Here is a 24,614-nt window from a genome sequence, read left to right as displayed (position 1 = left end):
CGATGTGATGCTATGTGATGTGCCTCAGCCGAACCAGAAAACAGGGTTTGCGCTGAGGTTTTTCTTTTCCGACGGTTTCCTTTGGGCGTGTATTTAAATGACTTTTTTCGTCAACTTTATTCGAGTCACCGTGTTTTTTATCAGTATGGCCGTTGCCACTCAGGGGGCTCATGCCGAGACGGTGGCAGACCAGACCGAATCACAATTGTTTACCGGCACGCTGGGTGACAGGCCCATTGTGCTGGAGTTGAGCATTAAGGCTGATAGCGATGTAAGAGGCCGCTATTTCTATCGCCGTTATCGGCGCGATCGCGAAGTATCAGGAGAGCGGCACGCTGATGGCCAACTCGTCCTGAAGGAAGAAGTGAACAACTACTACCTTATCTCGGATATGGAACTGCCGACGCTGACCTTACGTCCCACTCCAGAACAGGGCTGGCGCGGAGAGTGGCGTACCAGTAGCGGAGAAAAGGCGGAAGTCATGCTATATCCGTTAAACGTCGCCATGCCGATGGCCCAGAGACCGGCGTTTATGCAAAACCTTTACCGTCTCTCCCATTATGATTATGTGCGTAGTCAGGGTATGGAGCCGCGACTTATCAATAAAACGACGGTTAACGGTTATGACGTGGAAGAGTGGCAAGACCCGATCAGTGGCGCGCAGACCGTGCAATTGGTTTCTGGCTACACCCCGGAGCAGCGCGACCACCTAAATGACAACCTAATAGCGGTGCTGTGGGAACAGGCTGAGATTTTTCACCGCTGTGCGATGATCAGTAACAGTATGGGATACTCTGCGACGGAATTTTCATTACGTCTGCTGTCGCCTGCCGTCATCAGCTATACCGTTCAGGAAAGGAATATGTGTTCAGATATCGGGCAAGGGGTGTTTGCCATGAGCGGTATTACGCTACGCAGCCGTGATGCAAAACCGCTGGTACTAAAGGATATTCTATGGGATGAGCAGTCCCCTTCCTCTTCGGCAACTTCTCAAGGCGATAACGATTCCCCGGGCGATGAGTTTACGCAATGGTTGCTTGAACAGTTCAATGCGCGTTATCCCACGCAAATGAATGACGCGTTCCTGGTCGATGGCGAGGCATGCCAGTACGGTGATGAGGATTCATGGGAGTTGATGGGATGGTATTTAACTCCCGAGGGCGTTCATTTTCTGCCAGGGTCTGTCGTAAGAGCGAAACCTGAGTGCTATAAGCCTGACTGGTCGGTACTGCCGTGGGAGGTGGTGAAACAGCACCCCGGGCGGCTGAAGGACATACCGCTGCCATAACCGGTTAACCGCAGTGTAGATAACGATTTTTATCTGTCTGATATTTAAGTGGTATAAAAATATGCAGAAATATTTAGCGCATTGGCTGCGTCTCGCATGGCTCTTGGGGGTGGTGCTGTTTGCGACCAGCGCAATAGCCGATGAAGAAGTGGTATACCAAGGGAAGCTTGGGCATAACGATATTGTTATGGCGCTGACTTTCTCTGAGAGCGGTATTGCTGGCCGCTATTTTTATCGCCAGTACCGCAAAGATTTGCCCTTGACAGGTGAGTGGAAAAAACCGGGCGAGGTGGTGTTGTGGGAGGGGGTGCCAGAATCGTATAAGCAGACGCATGTGGGCCAGCCAATGATAACACTGCGTGCCGATGGCAAGACGCAGTGGCAGGGAGAATGGCGTAACAGCAAAGGCAAACAGTACCCGATCGCGTTGTCTGCTTTGCCTGTCACCTTGCCAGTAGGGGCCTCTGCGTTTAAGCCATCGTTATTCCGGTTATCATCTTATGAATATCTGCGTCAGGTTCATACTGAGCTCGAAATAACCAAAAAAGAGACGATAAGCGGGCATGAGATTGAATGGTTTCGGGAACCGGGATCTGATATTCAAACCTTTCAGATTGTATCCGGTTACAGCGACGAACAGCGGCAACGTCTCAACCAGATATTACAAACCATGTTATGGAAAAATGTCATTGATTATCATAAATGTATGATGGTAAGCCAGTATCGGGGACAGGCAATGTCAACACTGGAGATTCAGTTATTATCACCCGCCATCATGAGCATTACGGATACGGCAAGCTATATCTGCGATAGTGGCCATAGTGTGGGGGTATCGCCTATTGCATGGCGTGTTAGCGATGGTCAACCGCTGGCGCTCAGTGACATCCTTTGGGTAGGAGAGGGCGAGATACCTGAACAGTCACAGTCTGGGGATAGCCCATATCCTGATGAGGTATTTTCCACCTGGCTGGTTGCCCAATTAAGCCATTACTATCCAGAGTCGATGCGGGTACCGGTGGATGCGGATAACTGTGATTACAGCCAACCCGATATCTGGAGTGACAGACACTGGGCGCTGACACCTAAAGGTATTTTGTTTTACCCCATGTTTTCGACGGCGGAGCAAGCATGTGGCATAGGGGAGTCCTGGCCGGTTATTCCGTGGGAGGTGGTGAAACAGCACCCCGGGCGGCTGAAGGACATACCGCTGCCTTGATGCTTGCCTTGTGATAGTGGCATCGTTCTGACGGGTCGCTCGCGTTGCCATGAACAGAACAACCGGGCCCGCGCCATTGATGTTTGGTGCGGGCCCTGTCGTTTGGTGTTTAGCTTTTATCGTTCAACCGATAAGGCGCAGATCGATTACTGCACCCGCACATCAAAGCCGGGGAAATATTTCTTCGCCAGTGTGTCAAGGGTGCCATCCTCTTTCACTTTTTTGATGGCGCTATCCAGTTCGGTTTTAAGCGTGCTGTCACCTTTACGCAGGCCAAAGCCGATGCCGCTGCCTAAAATGGCGGCGTCATCCACGGCACCGCCAATAAAGGCAAAACCTTTGCCTTCCGGCTTATCAAGGAAACCGGACTGACCGGCCGCCGCCATCACCAGCGTGGCATCAAGACGGCCAGCGGCTAAATCGTCATACACCAGATTCTGGTCTTTATACGAGGTGACGGTGACGCCCTGCGACTCCCAATGCGCCTTGGCATACACCTCCTGAATCGAGCCTTGCAGTACGCCAATGTTTTTGCCTTTCAGCGCCTCTGCGGTGGGGGCTAACCCGCTGTTTGGTTTGCCGAGCAGTTGCGTTGGAATACGGTAGATAGGCTGGGTGAAATCAATGGCTTGCTTGCGCTTTTCGGTGATGTTCATCGCTGAGTTAATCGCATCAAATTTTTTCGCCTGAAGCGCCGGAATTAACGCATCAAATGACGCCTCGCTCCAGCTACACTTAAAATTACCCGCTTTACAGATAGCGTTACCCAGGTCGATATCAAACCCTTCCAGTTGCCCTTTGGCATTTTTGCTTTCAAACGGCGGGTATTCGGCTTCCACGCCGAAACGTAATTCCGTTTGCGCCAGTGCAGCAGCAGAAGACAGCAAACCGAGCGACAACATCAATAGGCTTATTTTTTTCATAGCGACAACGATCTCCGGTCAATCAATCAGTAGTTTTAATCTTGCTGTCATCATGGCACCCCGTAGGGTGTCGCTTAACGTTTGCCGGGCGTCACCTGACACAGGGCATGAGCGCCAGCCAGCAGCGTGGCATCGTCTTTGGAGAACGACAAACGAATTAATTTATGGTCTGTGTCATCGGCATAAAAGGCCGACAGCGGAATGGTGGCAACGCCGTGGTCGATAATTAACCGTTTCACCATCTCGCTGTCGCGCTCGTCGCTAAAGTGGGCGAAGCTTGCCAGCATGAAGAATGACCCGGACGAAGGCAACAGCTCAAACGGGCTGGATTGTAACGCACTGGCGAGCAAGTCGCGTTTGTGTTGATAAAACCTCACCCAGTGAAAGGTAGGTCGCCGGGTCTGCCATGTACTCGGCAAGCGCGTACTGCATTGGCGTATCAGCGGCGAACATCATGAACTGATGCACTTTTAGGATCTCATCCATCAGCGCGGCCGGAGCCAGGCAGTAGCCTACTCGCCAGCCGGTGACATGAAAAGTTTTGCCAAACGAGCTGACAATAACGCTGCGCGCCGCCAATTCAGGGTGGCTTGCCATGCTATGGTGGCGCTGGCCATCAAACACCACATGTTCATACACCTCATCAGATAAAATCACGATATCGGTGTGGCGGGTCAGCCGCGCCAGTTGCGCGACATCATCCGCACTGAGCACCTGGCCGCTGGGGTTATGCGGTGAATTGATGACTATCATGCGTGTTCGCGGCGTGATGGCGGCCTGCACCTCATCCCAGTTGATGGAGAACGTTGGCACGTCCAGTTTCAATGCCACTGGCGTCGCGCCCTGTAACCGAACAATCGGCGCGTAGCTATCAAAGGAGGGTTCGAAATAAATCACTTCATCACCGGGGTGCACCAGAGCGGAAATGGCGCAATAGAGCCCTTCGCTGGCGCTGGCGGTGATCGTAACTTCCTGTGCCACATCATAGTGTTGGCCGTAGAGACGTTTGACTTTCTCTGCCACCACCTCTTTGAGCGAAACCAGCCCGGTCATTGGCGCATATTGATTATGGCCGTCATGCATTGCGCGGGTGACGCCTGCGATAAGGTGCTCAGAGCAAGGAAAGCTCGGCGCGCCTTGTGACAGATTAATCGCCTGATGCTCGCTGGAGAGTTGACCAATGACGGTGAAAATGGTGGTTCCGACGTCAGGCAGTTTGGAACTTAACCTGACCGGGGTGGTAATCGGCATCGCTTTCTCCGCTATGAATCTCAACTGTTGAGGTGAATAAAATGAATAACTATGCAGATATTAGACGTGGCTGCCGTCGGCGTCACAATCGAAATCTTATCATGATAGTCATGAGAAAAATGCATAGCTGAGGGCGGGAGTGTTACCATGGTGAATCGCCGTAACCGTGCCATAAGATTGCACGATGACAGATAAATTGTGGCAGATAAATAAAGGCCCGTTACCCGGCTCTCAGCCCGCTTTATCGAACGGGGATTCGCTTAAACACAACCCTGGCATCGAAGCGTCAGGCCGAAACCGTTAACGCGGCTACTGAGGTTTTTTGCATAGTTATGTCTTTTGGCTGCTGTTGTTGCCGTGTCATGCACGCCAACCGGCGATGCTGTCACCCGGTAGGCGCAGCCTGTTATCGAGAAACGTATATGAGTAAACGTATTCCACCGTTTAATGCCCTGCATGCTTTTGTGGTGACGGCGCGGCACCTTAATTTTACCCGTGCGGCGCAAGAGCTGTTTGTCACCCAAGGCGCGGTGAGCCGCCAGATTGCCTCGCTGGAGGCATGGCTTGGCTGCACCTTGTTTCAGCGCCATGCCCGAGGTTTACGCCTGACGGCACAAGGCAGCCAGCTGTTACCGACGCTGCGCGATATTTTCGAGCAACTCACGCAGGTGACAGACAGGGTGCGCGAGCGCCGGGCGATTCGCATGAAAGCGCCAACCTGTGCCATGCGCTGGCTGGTGCCGCACTTGATGCAATTAGAGCAGCAGCACCCTGATCTGTCGGTTGCCTTGACCACCACCACCGAGCACGGCGTGGATTTTCGTCACGAGGAGTTTGATGTGGCGGTGGTGTTTGCCGCAGCCGGGGCGCCGGCGCAGCATGATGGCAAGCTATTTGACGAGGTGCTCTCACCAGTGATAGCGCCCCATCTGTTATCCGCCGGGCAAACGACGCTGACGCTATCAGAACTGGCGTCATTAACATTGTTGCACCCCACGCAGGATCAGCGAGACTGGGCGCTCTGGTTCAATGCTCAGGGCGCGCGCGAGCAGGGAATACGTCGCCATCAGCATTTTGACACCATGGATTTGGCTATTAGCGCCGCGATTCAAGGGTTTGGCGTCGCAATAGCCGATGTGACGTTGGTGGCGGAAGATGTGCGCCGCCAGCGGCTGGTGAGGCCTTTTGGCCAGACGGTGGCAACCGGTGCCGCCTACTATCTGGTACACCGCCCGGCGGCGACAACCGCGCCAGTTTTGACGGCGTTTATCGACGCGTTTTTACGCGACCTTGCGCTTTCTCAGCGGTGAGCCAACCAAGGTGAATCCAGCGTCAGGCGCTGATTGTCAAAATCGACAGTCACCGTGATACCTAATGGCAGCGTGAGCATCGGATGGGTATGGCAGCAGTCAAAATCAGCCAGTACCGGCAGCGGGTCGCCATTGAGCACTTCGCGCAGCACGGCGAGGGGCGAGCGTCCGCTGCCTTTATCATCGAACAGTTCGTGCTTGCCCAGCACCACGGCCGCCACTCGCTCAAACACACCGCAGAGTTTCAGGTGGGCAAATGAGCGCTCTACCGTGGCAATGTCCTTCATGCTGTCTTCCAGCAGCAGAATATCGCCCGGCTGGATGTCGGGCATAAATGGGCTGCCCCAGATCCCGGCCATGGTGTTGAGGTTGCCACCGATAAGCCGCCCCTGATAAACCCCGGTGCCATCAAAATGCCAGCGATTTGGCTGTGTGAGCTTCGCACGAGATTGCTGACTCCATTCAAGCCGTTCATCACTCCAGCTGTCCGGCATTGGGCAGACGTAACCTTGCGGCGATGAGCGCGTCAGGGTGGCGAAACTGGCAAAGGTTTGCTCAACCAACGGTGGAAACTCACCGAAGGACGCCACCAGAGCCGGGCCGTAAAATGTTACCAGCCCGGTTTGACGATAAATTCCCAGCAGTAGGGCGGTGACATCGGAGTAGCCGATGATGATTTTCGGGTCACGACGCAGCGCGTCATAATCCAGATAAGGCAGCAGCGCATTACTGTTACAGCCGCCGATGGTTGACATAATGCAGCGAATATCAGGGTTACGGATGAGCGCGTTGAGTTCATCAGCCCGTTCAATAATGCGGCCAGAGCGGTAATAATCGTGTTTACCGGTCAGCGCACCGGCATGCAGCCGATAACCCTTTGCGTGCAGAAACGCGCGGGCGCGCTCAAAACGGGCCGGTGCGAAATGAGTGGCGGGGGCGGAGGGCGAAAAAAAACCAATAGTATCCCCCGCGTGCAGCGGCGCAGGCAATAACGGTGCGGGCAGTAACGGCGTCGGTCGCATAAGATGTTTTCTCCATAAAACTTAATAAGCACGGTGGATGAAATGAGCAATAAGATAAAAAATAATTTTCGATACATTTTTATAAATCGCTACACATGCCGGTGCAAGTAACATTTCTCTGGCGGGAAAGGCTTATCACCCCACAGTTTCTTCTTTTGAAATGGCATTTCATTTTATTTTGTGCGCATACATGGGAAGTTGCACAACCTTCTGTACTCATTTGCTTTTCTATATAGTTCCCTGCGTTTTTATATGGACTATCCCGTTCATGCGTCGCGTACGCTCACTGAATCTACCCTGAGCAGGCAGTCTGGGCGCGGTATAACAACAGATAACATCATTCAGAACAGGATTTAGATTAATGAAAATTTCGACTCGGCTATGGAGTTTCACCGGGATGCTGTCGTTTGGCATTCTCATCATGGGGGCGATCGGTATGTTTACTGCTGAAAAAGCCAACCAGTCACTGAAAACCGTGTATGAAGATCGCACCGTGGTGTTATCGCAATTAGAACAACTCGAGTGGCTGGTGCAGCGTAACCGGGTCTTGGTGATGGATATGCTGTTACTCCCCCAGGCGGCCAACAAGCAGCACCGTATTGAAGAGCTTACCAAAAATCAAAGTCAACTTGACGTGGTGTGGAAAGCCTATCGTGCGACCTACCTGACGCCGGATGAAAAAGCCTTGGGCGACCAGTTTGCCGAGAACTTACAGCGCTACAACCGCGATGGGTTACAGCCAATTCAGACGGCGATTATGGCCGGGCAAACAGACCAGGCGATGCGGCTTTACGATGAAAAAGTCAGCCCGATGGAACAGCAGGGACATAAGTTGCTCAATCAACTGGTGAAGTTGCAGGTGGATGTCGCGCAGCAGGAATACACCGATTCAGTGCAACGCTATGTTTGGCTCAGAGGGCTGGCGATTAGCGCGGTGATGCTCGGCATTATTGGCGCAATTCTTTTTGGCTGGATGATGGTGCGCGGCATTGTGCGCAGCCTGTCACAGGCGCAGGCTGCCGCTGAAGCTGTCGCCGATGGCGACCTCACCTATCCGATTCACATTCGTGGCCGGGATGAAATCACCGTGGTGCTCAACGCGCTCTTTCACATGCAACAGAGCTTAAGCCGCATTGTGACGCAGGTACGTCATGGTGCGGAATCCGTCGGCGTGGCCAGCAGTGAAATCGCTCATGGCAACCACGATTTATCTTCCCGCACAGAATCGCAGGCCAGTGCGCTTGAACAGACGGCCGCATCGATGGAGCAGTTGGCCGCGACGGTAAAACAGAACGCGGATAATGCACGGCAGGCTAACCAGTTAGCACAAACGGCAAGTCAGGTTGCAGAGCAGGGCGGTACGGTAGTGACCCGCGTGGTCGATACCATGCGAGAGATTAACGATAGCGCTCAACGCATTGCCGATATTATTGGCGTGATAGACGGTATTGCGTTTCAAACTAACATTCTGGCGCTCAATGCCGCCGTTGAAGCCGCGCGCGCGGGTGAACAAGGGCGGGGTTTCTCGGTGGTTGCCGGTGAGGTGCGGGCGCTGGCGCAACGCAGCGCCGAATCCGCTCGCGAAATCAAGACGCTTATCTCCACCAGCGTCGAGCGTATCGAAAGCGGCAGTACGCTGGCTGATAATGCTGGCCACACTATGCAGCAAGTTGTTGATAGCATTCGCAATGTAACCGATATTATGGGTGAGATCAGCGCGGCAAGCGGTGAGCAGAGTACCGGCGTTTCGCAGGTTGGCGGAGCGGTGGTCAGCATGGAGCGCAGTACGCAGCAAAATGCCGCACTGGTTGAAGAGATGGCGGCGGCCGCCAGTAGTTTGAACGCTCAGGCGGCGGAATTGGTTCAGGCCGTTGGCGTATTTCGCCTTGATAACCACAGGCCCGGCTCGAAACCGGGCCTGGAGCATCAGGCGGCTGAATGGCAGCTTGAGTACAATCGCTAATGATTAACCGCGAATGACTAACCGCTAATCACTAAATCAGTAACCGATGGCTGCACCGGCAGGGCGACGAGAATCGTTAGCACCATACAGATAACCTTCACGTACCTTGCCGGACACCGCAGAGTCGTTGCCGGAATTGGCGGGAATGACGCCCTCCATGCCCGGCAATCCCACCATGATAAGCTCCGCCGCCCCCCAGGGCGTTTGCTCGACCATTTTGTAGCCGCGCTCTTTGAGTAGCGCCAGCGTATCGGCCGAGAGCCCCCGTTGTTCGTAGTACACCTCATCAGGCAGCCACTGGTGGTGGATGCGAGCGGCGTCCACGGCTTCTTGCGGTAACATGCCAAAGTCGAGAATGTTGAGTGCGCTTTGTAACGTGATGCTGATAATGCGTGAGCCGCCCGGCGAGCCTAAAACCAGCAGCGTTTTACCGTCTTTTGTCACCAATGATGGACTCATCGACGAGAGCGGGCGTTTTCCGGGCGCGATGGCGTTACGCTCGCCTTGCACCAGGCCGTACAGATTTTTCTCGCCCACCTTCACCGTGAAATCATCCATTTCATCATTCAGGAAAAAGCCGGTGCCGGGAGCCATTACCACCGCACCAAAGCGCCCGTTGACGGTATAGGTGGTGGAAACCGCATTCCCCTGACTATCAACAATCGAGTAATGGGTGGTTTCGGGTTTCTCATGCGGCTCCATGCCCGGTTTGACCTGCTCGGATGGCGTAGCGCGGGTTGCGTCAATTTTTTTACGAATTTCAGCAGCATACGCTTTGCTTAACAGGCGTTCGGTCGGGTTATTGATAAACGCCGGATCGCCGAGATAGGTGTTTCTGTCCATATAGGCATGGCGCATAGCCTCTGTCATCACATGAATCGCCTGGGCGGAATTAAAGCCCATACTCTTGAGGTCATAACCCTCAAGAATGTTGAGCGTTTCACACAGCGTTATCCCACCGGAGCTAGGCGGTGGCGCGGAGATAAACTGATAGCCGCGATAATTGCAGGTAATCGGCTGGCTTTCGGTGACGCGGTAGTTGGCAAAGTCGGCCGCGGTTAAAATCCCGCCGCCTTTTTTCGCCGCCTCTTCGATGCGCTGCGGCAGGCTACCGTGATAGAACGCCTGTGGCCCGTTATCTGAAATGGTCTGTAATGTTGCAGCCAGGTCGGTTTGCACCAGTTTGTCGCCCGGTTGCAGTGCAGAGCCGTCTGGCCGTAAAAAGATGCTGGCCGCTTGCGGGTCTTGCTTAAAGCGTTTGACGGTGGTGTCGAGAATGTCGGTATCGCCTCGGGTGAGGATGAACCCTTCGCGGGCGAGTTTGATGGCGGGCGCCATCACCTGAGCGCGGGTCAGCTTACCGTATTTCTCACGCGCAGTTTCCAGCCCCAGTACGGTGCCGGGCACACCGGCAGCCAGATAACCGTATAAACTGGCGTCTTTTTTGACTTTGCCATCGGCATCCAGATACATCGTCGCAGAGGCAGCGGCCGGTGCCGTTTCACGGAAGTTGATAAACGTATCTTTGCCATCGGCCAGATGGATAGTCATAAAACCGCCGCCGCCGATATTGCCGCAACAAGGGTTGACTACCGCTTGCGCATATCCGACGGCAACGGCGGCATCAATCGCGTTACCGCCCATTTTGAGTATGTCGATACCGGCTTGTGAAGCCAGATATTGTGATGTCACTACCATACCGTTTTGAGCCTCAACTGCCGGGGCGGACACGGCATGTACCGCGCCGCTAACCAGCAGCGCGCTTAAACTCAATGGCAGCAGCCAGACTCTGGATGCCATAACTCCCCCTTGTCGTCTTCTAGAATGCATGGTGTATGAGATCGCTGTGTATCAGATCATTGTGTATGAAATTATTGATGTTTGTGTTCGCTATGCCATTCTCTAGCATGTTGTGTGCCACTCTTGTATAGCATAAACCGGGTGTATAGCATAAACCGGGCGCGGTAAGGGCGATGTTCTCTGCGCTTTGATGCCAGACGAGCGTCTGGCATCGAAACGGGGCGTTAATGTCGAGTCAGGTGGCGGCGATAGGCCTCGTCTACAACCGCGACAATGTGTGTGTTAACGCGTCCGGCATCAGGAACCAACTGACGAATCCGATGACAATTTTTTGCGATATCAGGGTCAGTGAGCAAACGCGCCAGCACGCTATCCAGGTTAGTCAGTTGATGCGTCGCTAACCCTATGCCACACCCCATGGCCGCGACGCGTCGGGCATTATCGAACTGATCAAACGCACTGGGAATAATCAGCTGTGGCAAGCCTGCGGCAAACGCCTGAGCGGTCGTGCCGATGCCACCGTGGTGAATAATGGCGCGAAAGCGTGATAAATACCGATGCAGGTTGATGTGAGGAAGAACACGGACGCCGTCATCATCGTTGGCCTGAGTGTCGAGAGTCTGGTCAATTATCAGGCATTGATAGCCGCGTGCGCGAATGTGTCTTACCAGCGCGGTTATCAGTGTCGGTTGGGTGTGCAGCGCCCAGCTAGGCATAACAATAACCGTGGGTTTGCGTGCAATGAAGGTGTCCAGCGGGTTGTCTGCATCCTCTGCGTCATCTGGTGCGTCATCCAGTAAATTAAACCGTGCGAAGCCGACTTGCCGGACATGCGCAGGCCAGTCGGGGTGAGGATGGGCAAACCATTCAGGAAACAGGCACAACAGCGCGGCGTCGGTTTGATGCGTCCAGCGGGTTAATATGCGTTCTACAGGCGACAGCCCGTACTGATGCCGCAGCCGATTAAAGGAAGAAGCAAGCGGGCTATCAAGCACATATTTCTCAATGATCGCAAGGCAGGCGCGGCGAAAGGACAACGGCAGAAAGCGCACCCAGTGTAACTGCTTATGGTGCGGTGGATCATAACGGGAAACAAACGTTGAAGGGGTGACACGCACGGGAATGACGCAGCAACCGTGTGTTTCACCCAGCATTTTGGCGCTGAAAGACCACAGCGAGGTGAGAATAATGGAGGTGCTATCGACGTGGGGAGCCAGCGCGGTATAAACGGCTGGCTGTTGTGCATTCATGAATTCGGCCATTTGACGAAACGCCGATTGCTGTTGCCAGAGTTGCGGAGAATTTACCGCGTGCAGATAATCCTCTATCGTACCGGCGGCGATAAAATCAAGCCCGCGCGCGTTGGCGATGTGTTCAAAATAGGGGTTAGTACAAAGGCAAACCTCATATCCCGCTCTTTTTAGCACCTCGCCTATCGCAATAAACGGATAGACATCTCCGGCAGAACCCAGTGTGGATAGAAATATTTTCATCAGTCCCTCCTTGGTAATGAAAATAAAGATGAAATCCCTCATCTTTACCGTTATTTCGAATGTATTTAGGCGTGCTGAATCTGTTGGATTAACATGAAAGGCTGTGTCATCTATGGTTTTAAATTCACGGTGCGTGATGGTGAGTATAAAATGGTGACGGATTGTTTGTATAGATAGATATTGCCCAATATGTATTAGGGATAATATTAATCACCGTAGTGTGTTTTAATTTCAAAAAAACATTATTACCCTATTTTTATTTCTGGTTGGGTAATTTCACCCAATAGAATTTATTCTGACTATTATTATTTTTCGGCTGGAAATAGCTGGGTATGGCGGCGCAGTAACATGACACCGGCGAATTACGCCTCGTGATACACCGTTGCCCGGTACGACAACGGTGTGTGAGGGGCATTTCGTTTCAGAGGGGGCTTTTTCCTTGTGATGGTGTGGTGGAATCCGACGGTAGGGACGGGCCTGTCATGATAGGTGTGCCTGGAGCATCGGTGCTGATACGACGCTGGCAGGCGATGATGATATCGACCTGTTCTGCGCATATCGCTAATGCGGCTTCGGTTTCATCCAGTTGGTTGCCGAGATCACCGTTGGTTTGCAGGTTGGATGCCGGGAAGCGGCAAGGCGTTATTCTCGGACAGCCATTGACGATAAGCGTTGGCGCCGGAGAGGGCGGGGCGCTGGTGCAACCGAATAATGTCGTTAGGCAAAGCAGTATCGGCCCAGCGCTTAAGTGCGTCATTTTCACGTTGTAATCCCACGATATAGTGTTGTCGTTCAGAGAGTGCCGCCTGAATGTCGGCGGCGTTCTCCCGTAATTTCGCTTGCTCAATGCTATTTTGTTCCGCCTGAGCCGCCAGCGCGGTGAGTTGATGCGTACGCGCTTCGAGGTCGGCGCTCTGTAGTGTTAGCGTTTGGGCTTGCTGTTCATTGAGTTGCTGTGCGTGGTGCAGCCGCCAAGACTGCACACCGATAGCCAGGCTCAACAGCATGAATAAGGCAATCAGGAGTAAATTGCTTTTCATGCCAGTTTCCCGCCCGCTTGCTGATAAACGGTAAGCAGACGTTCACTGCGGTGCTCGCGCTGGCCGTACCCGGCACCAGGCAGTGACGCCCAAATGTTGTTACAGCGCGCTATTGCATCGGAAATTCGCCCTTGAACAATGTCATCCAGCGCCCGCCGTTCGCGGATAAGCTGGATGGCCAGCAAATCCTGGGACTCAGGGCTAAAGTCAGGTAAGCGCAACAACTGCTTGTACGTAGGCCAATAGCGGTAGAGCTGCTGGTAGCGACCAGAGGCGGTTGAGCGTTGTCCCTGCCGGTTGAAGGGTTTACCGGGGCGGCCAGTGGCAAACGGGTGATCATGATAATCAGTGAAGATCTCCGGTTTGCCATCAACACCGGTGACTATCACATCATAGCCACGGTTACGCGTCAGTGGGTGGGTGGCGGTGCCTTCTGAAAAAGCCAACATATCCAGAAACGCCGACAGATTGGGGTTATCCGCGTGCATCATCATGCTGCTCCTGTTGCCGTTTTTTGCCTAATTGACGAATGCGACGTTGGATCAACAGCTCAATGGTTTGATAGCCTGCAATACCCAATGCGGCACCAATGCCATTGATGGCGACCGGGGAGAGATCGGGGAATTGCACCAGCGCGATTCCCGCCATCATGGAGACAAATCCTCCCAGCATGACTCTGCCGATAAATAAACGCAGTGTGACGGGTTCACTGCTTGCGAGGACTTTGCCGACGGCAATCAGGGTGCCGATGATAAATAGCGATACAATGCTTTTGTCTGTTTCGTTCATATTTGTGTCCAATATTGATAGATGAGGAAGAGTCACTACGGGGATGACAGGTGTGTACAAACTGCCTTACGTTGTGCCCGCTATTACATCAGCAGTGGGTATCACCATGACAGCGCGGGGTGATGGGCTACTTATCAACAAACAGGGGGAATGAAAACAGTTTGTATAAATTTTGTGATTGGATTGTTTTTCTATTTCTTTTTTCTGTTGTTTATTTTTTAGAAACAGAGTTTCAATTTGCTTTGGCTATATTTTTTATTATTTAATTCCGCCGGGAATGTGAATTTCAGTGAAAATAAACTTTTATCCCTTTTGCGTTATGACGGTGTTTGTATTGATAAGTGAGTGGATTTTTTTTCGATGAAGAGGTGAAAAATAATAGGGCGGCCGGACGTTTTCTCTTAGTTAAGCATAAAATTTTCTATGTAGAGTTAAATAATGGGGTTTTGTTTTTAAAATATAATTTTTGCTAGTGTGAGCTATCTTCAAAATACGGTATGTTTTATATCCATCGGCATTTTTATTGTTTGCAGTTGTAGTATGATTTATATCCCCCAACTCTTGGGGGGTAGACCGCGCGAGTGACGAAGCAAAAATAGCAACATCGTGTGTTAAGTCATTTTGATACAGCATGGCTAATTTGTAATGTGCGTCACTGATGTGTAAATGCGATGGATAAACAACATTGTGAGGAAAAGGATGAAATATTTAAACTGTGTTGTAGGTACAGGATTGACCGCCTGTTTTTTGTTAAGCGCCGCCCCGGTTATGGCAGCGGATTGCAGTTCTGATTTGACCAGTGGTGTGAGCACTAAGCGCATCTATTATGTTGCGCCTAATGGTACCAGCAGTAATAACGGCAACAGCTTTAATACCGCGATGAGTTTTACTGCTGCGATGTCAGCGGTTAATCCCGGTGAGATGATTTTACTGAAACCAGGGACGTACAGTATTCCTTATACCCAGGGTAAAGGGAATACCATTACATTTAATAAATCAGGTAAAGACGGTGCGCCAATTTATGTTGTCACCGCGAATTGTGGTCGCGCTGTTTTTGACTTCTCATTCCCTGATAGCCAATGGGTTCAGGCATCTTACGGCTTCTATGTAACGGGTGATTATTGGTATTTTAAAGGCGTTGAAGTGACCCGTGCGGGGTATCAAGGCGTTTATATGATTGGCAGTCATAATACGTTTGAAAACTCAGCCTTCCATCACAACCGTAATACCGGGCTTGAAATTAATAACGGTGGCTCATACAACACGGTCATCAATTCCGATGCTTATCGAAATTATGATCCGAAAAAGAATGGCAGTATGGCCGATGGCTTTGGGCCTAAACAGAAGCAGGGCCCAGGCAACCGCTTCGTAGGCTGCCGTGCCTATGAAAACTCGGATGATGGTTTTGACCTGTTTGACAGCCCACAAAAAGTGATTATTGAAAACAGCTGGGCATTCCGTAATGGTATAAATTACTGGAAGGACACCGCATTTGCTGGCAACGGTAATGGCTTTAAACTCGGCGGTTTGCAGGCGGTGGGTAATCATCGTATTACTCGTTCCGTTGCATTTGACAACGTCATGAAAGGTTTTGACCAGAATAATAATGCCGGTGGTGTGACGGCTATTAATAATACATCGTACAACAATGGCATAAACTATGGCTTTGGTAGTAATCTTGCTTCAGGGCAACAGCACTACTTCCATAATAATATTTCTTTATCAGGTAAAAATGCTGATTCGGTTCTTAATGCCAATCAACAAAATAATACCTGGAATAATAAAGCATTATTGGCAACCCAGTCCGACTTTGTCAGCCTGGATCTCTCTCTGGCCACGGTGGCTCGTGATTCGGATGGCACATTACCCGAGACAGGGTTATTCCGTTTGAACTCAGGCTCTAAACTGATTAATGCCGGTTTGAAAGAAGAGGGGATTAATTATTCCGGGAGCGCACCTGATTTGGGGGCGTTTGAGCGTAACTAACCGTTATCGCAAAATAAGTCAGGGCTGCGACGCAGCCCTGTTTTTTGTCTGATAATTTATCCATCTGGCGATAGCAGGTGAATGACAAACCCGGTGCCAGACGGATAGCGCATATCAGTTACAGGTACCGACTAACGACCATGAACCATCGCTGCCCGGTGTGGATGACGTATACCAGTTAGCGACATAGCGTTTGCCTTGATAGACAATTGATTCACCAGCCTCGTTATGGGTTGGTGCGCCGCCTGACCAATCTTTGCTAACCCAGTTGGGATAGATATTGACGTTTGCACAACTGGCGCTGTCTGTGTTGGTCGTGTCTGGGCTCGTTACCGGGGTGTCGGTTACTGGCGTTGCCGGTTCGGCGGTGCCGGTCGTTGCTGTGTTATCTGTGGTCGTCGAGCTGTCTGTTGCAGAACTGTCTGTTGTGCTGCTATCCGTGCTATCAGCACTGTTGGCGCTGGCGTTACTGGTTTTATAAGGCCAGCTTTGAATAATCGATTTTACTTTTTTACCGGAGTCCGTCAGGGTGGTCGAGCCCGGATAGTAAGTCGATGCGCCTTCATTTTTATCATTCAATGCCCAGTTGGCATTACTGATATTATTATCTCGCATGAATGTCACCCAGGCATCCGTTTCGCTTTGATTGACCCCGCCATTACCATCAGCATTGACGGCCCCCCATTCGGTAACGAATAAGGCAATACCATTATTCAATTGCTTTTCTGGCTTTATTACGTAATGACTCACCATGCGAACCCGCATAGAAATGCAGTGTATAGGCAATATTCTTGGCATTGATGGGGTTTAATGATGCTTCATCAACATCTTGTGACCAGGTTGGCGTGCCAACAATGATAAGGTTATCCGGGTCGATGGCGCGAATGGCGGAAACGACGGCTTCGGCATAGGGTTTAATGGTGTTATTCCATGAAACTTGTAATGGTTCATTGTAAATTTCATAAATAACATTCGGTTTATTACCATACTTTCGCGCCATATCCTGAAAGAAACTGATCGCTTCGCTACGATTATTCTCAGCGGTATGGGTGTGCCAATCAATAATTACATACATATTATTGGCGATGGCAGCATTGACAACTTTTTCAACTTTGGCTTTGTTGCCTGCGGGGTCTTGCAGATATCCACCACTTTCTTGTACCCCCATGGCGGCGCGGACAATACTCGAACCAAAGTTCTTTTTCAGCGAGGCAACGGTATCCGCCGTATAAAATTTCTCTCCCCCCCAGCCATTATTACTCCAGAACAAACTATTACCAGAAAAGCTCTTTACCGTATTACCGGCATAAATCTTGTTGCCGCTAACCGATAACGGTTCAACGCTGGCCCAACTATTTGCCGACAAACAGCTTAAACTTAAGCCAAAATAGATAAAGGGCAGCGCTATTTTCTTTGCAAGAGAGTTGTTTCTGTTCGGTTTTTTATTCAAAAGAGGCATAAATGAATCTCCATTTCATATTACGGACGTGTAGTGCTTGGAATTCATGTCACACATAAGCGTGTTAATAGAAGTTACAGACGGGCATTCTAACGTTGAAAATCTCAACATGAATACTCGCTGAAACATATAGGTTATAGTGTATTTTTTGTGGTAGATCCAGTTGCTTTTCTTCAGGCGCATTTTTTTGCCAATCAGGTGATGAAAAATAATTTTTTCAGGAAAAGGTGTTTCCCAATAAATGTTGTGGAGAGGTTTAATTAACAGGCGGAAAATTAAATCATAATTGGCAGCCGCGCGTTGGCGTGCTGTCTGCCGTGAGTTAATTATTCTGCGAATAAATCATTCTTGGGTTGTCATTATCGTATTCAGACGTAATTCTATTAAGTGTATTCTGCGCTTAAATAAAAGAGCAGCGATGGCCTCTCGCTGCTCTAATAGAACCTATTGCAATAAAATAGGAAGTGACAGCGTCGGAATTATACGCCCAGTTTTTTATGGTATTCCGCGCGGGTTTTCTTTAACTCATCGGTTGCTGCTTTCGCTTCTTGCAGTTTACCTGCATCGACCAGCGCAATGGCGGCGTCTATCTGTTTGATGAGTTTGTCCAGACCTTCATTAAAAACCTTGCTGTCTGGGCCTTTGTTCGCGTCCGGGTCTGCTTTGGCTTTTGTCGCATGGACTTTCAAGTTCAGCAGTTCCGTCTTCAATGTGGCTGCATCGTTGGCGCCAGCAGCACCTTTATAGCTTTTTGCCATAGCGCCCATTTCATCTTTCACGGCAGCCTGACCCGCTAAAGGTAATGCCAGTGTTGAGGCTGCAAGCGCCAGACCAATAGCCATAATCGTTTTCTTCATTGCTCACTCCTGTTAGTTAGCCTGATGGCGGGGTTACATCCATTATTGTTTCCGGCAGTATTCATGAGCGTTTATCTGCGGTCAAATAGATTTTCATGGCGGTGAGAATGAGAAATATTAAAGTTTCATAGCCGGTAAATGTTGCCTAATCAAATAATTAGATGGATTTATAGATTCGGGGCAAACTGGTCGTTGCCCCGGTTGTCAGACGTCGGGTGACGAAAGGGCAGGTCAGTGTTTGCCGGTTTTGTCAGCGGAGGATTTGACGCGGGTATAGCGCCATAGCCACTTCCCGCTGATCATACGGCGATAAAACAGCGCGCCTCTGACTATCCAATCAAAGAACATACCCATCCAAACGCCGATAACGCCGAACCCTAGCATGATGCCAAGGATATACCCGGCTACCACCCGGCAGCCCCACATGCCTGCCAAAGCGACCCACATAGTATAGCTGGCGTCTTTCGCGCCTTTCAGACCCGCTGGTAGCACCCAGGAGGCCGCCCATATCGGCATAAATAGTGCGTTAAGCCAGATAAGGTGTTTTACAACGACGATAACGTCCGCTTCGTGAGTATACAACGCCGCCATCCATCCGGCCGAGGGAATAGAGAGTAGCGCCAGCGCGCACAGTCCGATGTTGGAAAGCCAAAAAATATATTTCAACACCCTTTCCGGCTGCATAATTTGGCCTTTACCAAGGCGCGACCCCACAATGATGGTTGCCGTTGAGCCCAGCGCGTTACCGGGCAGATTGATTAATGCCACGATGGAGAAGGCAATAAAATTACCGGCAATGACCTCGGTTCCCATACCGGCGACGAATCGTTGGGTGATCAGTTTCCCGATATTGAACATGACCGACTCGATACTGGCAGGGATGCCAATACTTAACACTTCGTACAGAATTGCGGCCGTGAACGGGCGAAAATAGTTGCTAAAAGGGATAAGCAGTGCGCCGTTGAATCCTTTCATTAAGGTGAAGATGACACAGGCTGCACCGATGTACCGTGAGAGGGTGATCCCAAGGCCCGCGCCAATAAAACCCAATCCTTGCCAGCTTGCGACGCCATAAATCAGCACCCCGCTCAACAGGATGTTAAGAATATTCATGCCAATATTGATTATCATCGGCAGTCGGGTGTTGCCTGCGCCACGCAGTGCGCCACACCCCGCCAGAGTGATAGCCAGTGCCGGATAACCCCACACCGTCAGGCGTAAAAATGTCAGCGCCAGCGATTTCACCGTGGGTTCGGCGCTATAGGCAATCAGGTCAATAATGCTCTGCCCGGCAAATTCGACGACCCCTACCAGTAAAAATGAGGCCAGTACCAACAGAGAAATCGATTGTCTGGCGGCTTGTCTGGCCTGCTTGCGGTTGCGTTGGCCAAGACTGAATGCGACCACGACTGCTGTGCCTAATGCTACTGCGGTAAAAAACGCGATGATCAGCATATTGAAGCTATCAGCCAGACCAACCGCTGCCATCGCTTCTTTTCCCAGCCAACTGACTAACAATGTGCTAAAAATGCCCATAAGGACAACACACAGGCCCTCAATAAAAATGGGCACGGCTAGCGGTAGTATTTCACGCCAGAAAAGTACCCGATTTGAGGCACGCAGTTGGCGTAGGGTGTTTTTTCGTAGCATACACAGCAGGTTTCTGGCTGTATTCAAAATCATGTTACCTGTTCTGGTCTTAGTATGAGGGGCAATAACGAACGAGGTTGCCTCAAACCGCTGACACATCGCGGTATTGAATGCTTACCAAACTATTCACGATGGTGATTATAAAAGACCTGCCTGTGAAGACAGCGTGGTGATATCAGAAAAAGTACAATTCAGATGGAATGGTGTTTTAAAAACCTTGAGCGATATTTTACTCTGCCAATAGTACCAATTTTTTATAAAATTTCGGGCGAGCGGTATACCCGAGGGTATATCAGCATATTCACGTATAGGTGAGGTGAGCGTTGAACGTCGGTGATGCAGTAACGGTAAAAACAGATGGTGAAGTACGGCGCTCTGGCGTCATTTTGGCCGTTGAACCCTTCCAGGAAGGTGTAATGTATTTGGTGGCATTGCCAGCGTATCCCGACGGCGTGTGGTTTTTTAACGAATCTAACAGCGCCGAGGGGATTTTTGTTGAGCCGATTTTAACCACTGGATCGCGACCAGGCTGATGCAACCGGACATGCTGCATCAGCCGCGAGTCAATTAGAACGTTTCCCAGTTATCGCTTCCTGCTCTGGCTTTAGGTTTAGCCAGAGACGGGGTGACTAATCCGGGTTTGGATAATGCCCCTCTTGATGATGGCGCTGATGCCAAAGCCTGATAAGCGCGGCTATCGGCCACCAGTTTAAATGCAGACACAGCTTGCGTCAGCACCCGGGCCTGGTCTTCCAGTGACGCAGCGGCAGCGCTGGCCTGTTGCACCAGGGAGGCGTTTTGCTGCGTTACGCTGTCCATCTCGGAAATAGCCTGACCAACCTGAGTAATACCGCGACTTTGCTCATCGGAAGCCGAGGCTATCTCGTTCATAATATCCGTCACGCTGGTAACAGCCTGGACAATATCATGCATCGTCTGACCGGCTTTATCGACCAATGCAGAGCCGCTGTTGACCAGGGAGACGGATTCAGAAATGAGCCCTTCAATTTCTTTTGCCGCCTGGGCGCTACGCTGGGCAAGGCTGCGAACTTCACCGGCAACCACAGCAAACCCTCGGCCTTGCTCCCCTGCGCGAGCAGCTTCAACCGCCGCGTTCAATGCCAGAATATTGGTCTGGAAAGCAATGCTGTTAATGACGTTGGTGATTTCAGAAATTTTCCGTGAGCTGCCGGAAATACTGTTCATGGTATTAACGACATTTTCGACAATTTCACCGCCTTGTTTTGCCTTACCGGAGGCATTGGAAGCAAGCTGGCTGGCATGATGCGCATTGTCCGAGTTTTGTTTAACGGTAGCGGTCAATTGCTCCATGCTGGCTGCCGTTTGTTCAATTGCAGCGGCCTGTTGCTCGGTACGAGATGACAAATCGGTATTACCCGCAGTGATTTCTGTCGTCCCTTGATAGATGGAGTCGGCACTGTCGCGAACCGTAGCAACTGTGTGTACCAACGAGGCCTGCATTTGTTGAATATTTTGCCCGAGGATACCGATTTCATTTTTACCGTATGTTTCATCAGGCTGGGTCAAATCGCCCTGTGCGATGTGCTGGATGCGCTGAACCAGACGATTCATCGGCTTAATGAGCGCTCCACGCAAGAACAAGAACGTCATCAGTGTCATAATCACAGCGATGATAAAGCTGGCTGCCATCAGGGTATATCCCAACATGGCCTGATGCTGTGCATCGTTATTCAGATTCTTGGCGCGTTCGGTACGAAACGCTATCGCTTTTAACAAGGGTTTGTTATACGCCTCATCAAGTACGCGAACCTCTTCGGACTCGTGATTTAATATCTCTTCAAAATAACCATCTTTGGCAGCTTTTAGCATCGGCATAATGCCTTTTTCGACATACTCGCTATAAGCTTTATTAAGCTCAGGCTCCAATGCTGCATCCGTCTCCGTTCTGACCGAGCGATTTTCATAAACGTTAAACGCATCCTTCGACATGGCAATACGTTGCTCTGCCTGTTTCAGGTTGCTATTGAACACTTCGGTATCGCCGACGCGAACCGCTGCGCCAGCCTGGATGATTAATAAACGTGCTGTTCTAAGATGGTTGGAGCTGTTTGACAACCCCAAGCGGATATCGATTTCTTGCGTAACGTAATCCAGGCTTTGGTTAGAGCGCACCAGGAAATAGCTGGCTGTGCCAATAGCCAAGGCAAACAAGAGCATGATACCGCCCAGAATGATGACAAATAGTGGCACCAGGCCAAGATTACCCAATATACCGGTTTTACCCTGTTGTTCAGATTTTGACATCATTTTCATATCCATTCGCTCATTTTCAGGATGAAGTACATGTACATAAACCGTACTACATGCAGGTGTCGTTTGTGCAGGTGTAGTTTGGATGCGCTGATTTATGGAAACCACGACTGTGCCAATCGCATTTAATACCACGATACTCTAACATCGTCATATAATGTGAAACATTCATGAATTTCAATGCGATTTTGATCACGAATCTGGTTGTGAACGCCTCTCTTTACGGGGTTTTTCTGTCGTAATAATGTGACGAGTAACGGTTATTTTTAGTCATTACTTTTGCATCTGTATTAGCGACCTACACAATGCGGCTATTACAGAAAGTGTCCTGCCGATATTTAACGCAATCAGTGGTTAAACCAAAATTTGTTTTTCTGGTTAGTTCAACGATTCGATTCAACGGTATTGTTTATCTTTTAACGTATAAAACCCGATAATCGCGTGCTGGCAACAACATATGTCTATTGTGTGAGCACGTAGTTTGCTAACGCGAATCGTTAACCATGAGGAGAGTGCCTGCCTTGGCGATCCGCTAGCGGGTTACGCATCGTCGAATGGGCAGGTAAACAGTCATATTTTTAGTCGCTATATAATAAGCATAATGAGAACGGTTCTTTTTGGGCTGGTACACCCTCTTTGTTGATGTCGAGGAAGTGATGAAATGGCATCGCTACGTAATAGTTACCTATGTAATAAAATTAGATATCTTAATGTAAAGGCGTGCGGTTGTGCGTTATGATGTGCAGCTTATATTTTATATTTTCATTTATTATCAATGGTTTGTGAGTTATTGATGATGTAAGCCATTGTTGGACGCTGTTTTTTACCGTGATTTGGCTTGTTTTGTGTTCAGAAAAATTTCATTGCTAAACAAAAAGCCGTGAAATATCGTGATTTGTGACTTTCGTTTTTGTGATTGCTATCACATAATTATCAAAATGCTGAGGTGCCTGCGTTGTATGATTTAGGGCGAAGGCGGTAGAGTGACGGGGGATTAAGATTAATCCTACCGTTCTGTGTGGGCATAGAACAGATAAAGGGATTGATCTGGGTTTATGAAGAGACGGAGTCTCAAACGCATTAGTGTGGATGCTATATTTTTCGTCATATTAGAAGATTATAAGGTAGTAGAATTATCTGGCACCGATAGTTTTCATGCCACCTATGGAGAGTGATTGTTTAGCGGGTGAGCGTTTTATCACCTAATGTATGTTTGAAACATAGCCTGTCGGGATGGGAATATGGGTACCTCTGAATTGCTAAAACACATTTATGACATAAATTTGTCTTATTTGTTACTAGCTCAACGATTAATTAATGACGAAAAAGCGTCAGCGATGTTCCGTTTGGGCATCAATGAAGAAATGGCCGACGCATTGATGCAGTTGACGTTGCCGCAGATGGTTAAATTGGCTGAAACTAATCAGCTAATCTGCCATTTCCGCTTTAGTGATCACAATACGATCAAACTATTAACACAGGAATCCCGTGTTGATGATCTGCAACAGATCCACACCGGTATTCTGCTATCGAGTCATTTATTACAAGAGCTGTCTTCAAAAGAAGAGAGCCTGCCTAAGAAAAGGGCATAATGATGGCGGAAAAAAGTATTGTTCAGGAAGCGAAAGACATTCAGCTAGCGATGGAGTTGATATCGCTGGGCGCTCGTCTGCAAATGCTGGAGAGCGAAACGCAGCTAAGTCGCGGTCGCTTAATCAAGCTATATAAAGAATTACGCGGGAGTCCTCCGCCGAAAGGGATGTTGCCGTTTTCAACCGACTGGTTCATGACATGGGAGCAGAATATCCACTCTTCCATGTTTTATAATGCCTATCTTTTTTTGTTTAAAAATGGTCATTGCAGTGGCGTTGAGGCCGTTATTAAAGCTTACCGACTATATCTTGAACAGTGCTCGCCTCAAAGCGAAGCGCCATTGCTGGCATTGACCCGTGCCTGGACATTGGTGCGTTTTGTTGATAGCGGCATGCTGCAACTGTCTGCGTGCAATTGCTGTAAGGGGATGTTTATTACCCATGCCCATCAGCCGAAAAATAGTTTTGTTTGTAGTTTATGCCAGCCACCCTCCAGAGCTGTAAAAAGACGTAAACTTTCGCCGAATGTTGCCGATATGATACCTCAACTGTTGGATGAACAGGTTAAGCATGCAGTCTGAGCCTGATGGCGATTTTGTGGTTCTGTCATCGTGCGTCAATTGCCCGATGGCAGTATTCCCTCCAAATAAGTCGTTGGTAAGACCGCATTTGTAACTCTCTCC

20 protein-coding genes and 2 pseudogenes are annotated in these 24,614 nt (G+C 50.1%); 8 read left to right on the top strand and 14 right to left on the bottom strand.

Going from position 1 to position 24,614, the window contains the following annotated elements; all coding sequences use genetic code 11:
• The first annotated feature begins 97 nt into the window (after positions 1 to 97).
• Together O1Q98_RS05000 and O1Q98_RS04995 are read left to right on the top strand one after the other, a co-directional pair.
• The gene (locus tag O1Q98_RS05000; RefSeq protein WP_125260045.1) at positions 98 to 1,288 is read left to right on the top strand and encodes a hypothetical protein; all 1,191 of its coding nucleotides are present in this window, start codon (positions 98 to 100) and stop codon (positions 1,286 to 1,288) included.
• Positions 1,289 to 1,349: 61 nt separating this feature from the next.
• Positions 1,350 to 2,504 carry a hypothetical protein gene (locus O1Q98_RS04995; protein WP_125260044.1) on the top strand — a complete coding sequence of 385 codons (1,155 nt, stop codon included), beginning with the start codon at positions 1,350 to 1,352 and terminating at the stop codon, positions 2,502 to 2,504.
• A gap of 146 nt (positions 2,505 to 2,650) precedes the next feature.
• Here O1Q98_RS04995 and O1Q98_RS04990 read toward each other — a convergent pair whose 3' ends face one another.
• Both O1Q98_RS04990 and O1Q98_RS04985 read right to left on the bottom strand, forming a co-directional pair.
• A complete protein-coding gene (locus tag O1Q98_RS04990; RefSeq protein ID WP_125260043.1) occupies positions 2,651 to 3,427 on the bottom strand; it encodes a transporter substrate-binding domain-containing protein in 777 nt (258 codons plus the stop codon).
• Between the two features lie 74 nt (positions 3,428 to 3,501).
• Positions 3,502 to 4,678, bottom strand: a pseudogene (locus O1Q98_RS04985) (methionine aminotransferase).
• A gap of 422 nt (positions 4,679 to 5,100) precedes the next feature.
• On the opposite strand from O1Q98_RS04985, the gene O1Q98_RS04980 reads away from it, so the two are divergent.
• Positions 5,101 to 5,988 carry a LysR substrate-binding domain-containing protein gene (locus O1Q98_RS04980; RefSeq protein ID WP_125260041.1) on the top strand — a complete coding sequence of 296 codons (888 nt, stop codon included), beginning with the start codon at positions 5,101 to 5,103 and terminating at the stop codon, positions 5,986 to 5,988.
• On the opposite strand, the gene O1Q98_RS04975 is transcribed toward O1Q98_RS04980, so the two are convergent.
• Entirely contained in the window at positions 5,979 to 7,010 is a 1,032-nt protein-coding gene (locus O1Q98_RS04975; protein ID WP_125260040.1) for a S66 family peptidase, read from the bottom strand. The two genes, O1Q98_RS04980 and O1Q98_RS04975, sit on opposite strands and share 10 nt — an antisense overlap.
• A 361-nt stretch (positions 7,011 to 7,371) precedes the next feature.
• Between O1Q98_RS04975 and O1Q98_RS04970 the strand changes: the two genes are divergently transcribed.
• Positions 7,372 to 8,973, top strand: coding sequence for a methyl-accepting chemotaxis protein (locus O1Q98_RS04970; protein ID WP_125260039.1), 1,602 nt, complete (start codon positions 7,372 to 7,374; stop codon positions 8,971 to 8,973).
• Between the two features lie 36 nt (positions 8,974 to 9,009).
• Here O1Q98_RS04970 and ggt read toward each other — a convergent pair whose 3' ends face one another.
• From ggt to O1Q98_RS04940, 6 genes and pseudogenes are all read right to left on the bottom strand, one after another.
• Entirely contained in the window at positions 9,010 to 10,773 is a 1,764-nt protein-coding gene (gene ggt, locus O1Q98_RS04965) for a gamma-glutamyltransferase (protein ID WP_125260038.1), read from the bottom strand.
• A gap of 224 nt (positions 10,774 to 10,997) precedes the next feature.
• The gene (locus O1Q98_RS04960) at positions 10,998 to 12,266 is read right to left on the bottom strand and encodes a glycosyltransferase (RefSeq protein WP_125260037.1); all 1,269 of its coding nucleotides are present in this window, start codon (positions 12,264 to 12,266) and stop codon (positions 10,998 to 11,000) included.
• 421 nt (positions 12,267 to 12,687) lie between these two features.
• A complete protein-coding gene (gene lysC / locus O1Q98_RS04955) occupies positions 12,688 to 13,023 on the bottom strand; it encodes an Rz1-like lysis system protein LysC (protein ID WP_240632786.1) in 336 nt (111 codons plus the stop codon).
• Positions 12,953 to 13,273 (bottom strand): annotated as a pseudogene (lysB, locus tag O1Q98_RS04950) (Rz-like lysis system protein LysB); the annotation flags it as partial. The pseudogene lysB and the gene lysC, both read right to left, overlap by 71 nt.
• A gap of 29 nt (positions 13,274 to 13,302) precedes the next feature.
• Complete coding sequence (locus tag O1Q98_RS04945) at positions 13,303 to 13,794, bottom strand: glycoside hydrolase family 24 protein (protein ID WP_125260057.1); 492 nt, start codon at positions 13,792 to 13,794, stop codon at positions 13,303 to 13,305.
• Positions 13,781 to 14,095, bottom strand: a complete 315-nt coding sequence (locus O1Q98_RS04940) for a phage holin family protein (RefSeq protein ID WP_125260035.1) — start codon at positions 14,093 to 14,095, stop codon at positions 13,781 to 13,783. The genes O1Q98_RS04945 and O1Q98_RS04940 overlap by 14 nt, the downstream gene beginning before the upstream one ends.
• 699 nt (positions 14,096 to 14,794) lie before the next feature.
• Between O1Q98_RS04940 and O1Q98_RS04935 the strand changes: the two genes are divergently transcribed.
• Positions 14,795 to 16,081, top strand: coding sequence for a right-handed parallel beta-helix repeat-containing protein (locus tag O1Q98_RS04935; protein ID WP_125260034.1), 1,287 nt, complete (start codon positions 14,795 to 14,797; stop codon positions 16,079 to 16,081).
• 114 nt (positions 16,082 to 16,195) lie between these two features.
• On the opposite strand, the gene O1Q98_RS04930 is transcribed toward O1Q98_RS04935, so the two are convergent.
• The 4 genes from O1Q98_RS04930 to O1Q98_RS04915 all read right to left on the bottom strand — a co-directional run bounded on the left by O1Q98_RS04930 (position 16,196) and on the right by O1Q98_RS04915 (position 20,080).
• Positions 16,196 to 16,798 carry a cellulose-binding domain-containing protein gene (locus tag O1Q98_RS04930; RefSeq protein WP_278143084.1) on the bottom strand — a complete coding sequence of 201 codons (603 nt, stop codon included), beginning with the start codon at positions 16,796 to 16,798 and terminating at the stop codon, positions 16,196 to 16,198.
• Positions 16,791 to 17,540, bottom strand: coding sequence for a glycoside hydrolase family 5 protein (locus tag O1Q98_RS04925; RefSeq protein ID WP_278143081.1), 750 nt, complete (start codon positions 17,538 to 17,540; stop codon positions 16,791 to 16,793). Before O1Q98_RS04925 ends, O1Q98_RS04930 begins: the two co-directional genes overlap by 8 nt.
• Before the next feature lie 479 nt (positions 17,541 to 18,019).
• A complete protein-coding gene (locus tag O1Q98_RS04920) occupies positions 18,020 to 18,397 on the bottom strand; it encodes a cytochrome b562 (protein WP_125260032.1) in 378 nt (125 codons plus the stop codon).
• Between the two features lie 231 nt (positions 18,398 to 18,628).
• A complete protein-coding gene (locus O1Q98_RS04915; RefSeq protein WP_125260031.1) occupies positions 18,629 to 20,080 on the bottom strand; it encodes an EmmdR/YeeO family multidrug/toxin efflux MATE transporter in 1,452 nt (483 codons plus the stop codon).
• A gap of 290 nt (positions 20,081 to 20,370) precedes the next feature.
• On the opposite strand from O1Q98_RS04915, the gene dsrB reads away from it, so the two are divergent.
• Positions 20,371 to 20,580, top strand: coding sequence for a protein DsrB (dsrB, locus tag O1Q98_RS04910; protein ID WP_125260030.1), 210 nt, complete (start codon positions 20,371 to 20,373; stop codon positions 20,578 to 20,580).
• Positions 20,581 to 20,614: 34 nt separating this feature from the next.
• Here the strand turns inward: dsrB and O1Q98_RS04905 are convergent, their stop codons facing one another.
• Complete coding sequence (locus tag O1Q98_RS04905; RefSeq protein WP_269975700.1) at positions 20,615 to 22,348, bottom strand: methyl-accepting chemotaxis protein; 1,734 nt, start codon at positions 22,346 to 22,348, stop codon at positions 20,615 to 20,617.
• Positions 22,349 to 23,580: 1,232 nt separating this feature from the next.
• Between O1Q98_RS04905 and flhD the strand changes: the two genes are divergently transcribed.
• On the top strand, positions 23,581 to 23,931 hold the full coding sequence (gene flhD, locus O1Q98_RS04900; protein ID WP_016940930.1) for a flagellar transcriptional regulator FlhD: 351 nt from the start codon (positions 23,581 to 23,583) through the stop codon (positions 23,929 to 23,931).
• Between the two features lie 2 nt (positions 23,932 to 23,933).
• Positions 23,934 to 24,512, top strand: coding sequence for a flagellar transcriptional regulator FlhC (flhC, locus tag O1Q98_RS04895; protein ID WP_125260056.1), 579 nt, complete (start codon positions 23,934 to 23,936; stop codon positions 24,510 to 24,512).
• Positions 24,513 to 24,614 lie beyond the last annotated feature (102 nt).

Source organism: Dickeya lacustris (genome assembly GCF_029635795.1).
Classification (GTDB): Bacteria; Pseudomonadota; Gammaproteobacteria; order Enterobacterales; family Enterobacteriaceae; genus Dickeya; species Dickeya lacustris.
Note: the sequence above shows the minus strand (reverse complement) of the source record. Positions and strands in the feature narration are given on the sequence as shown.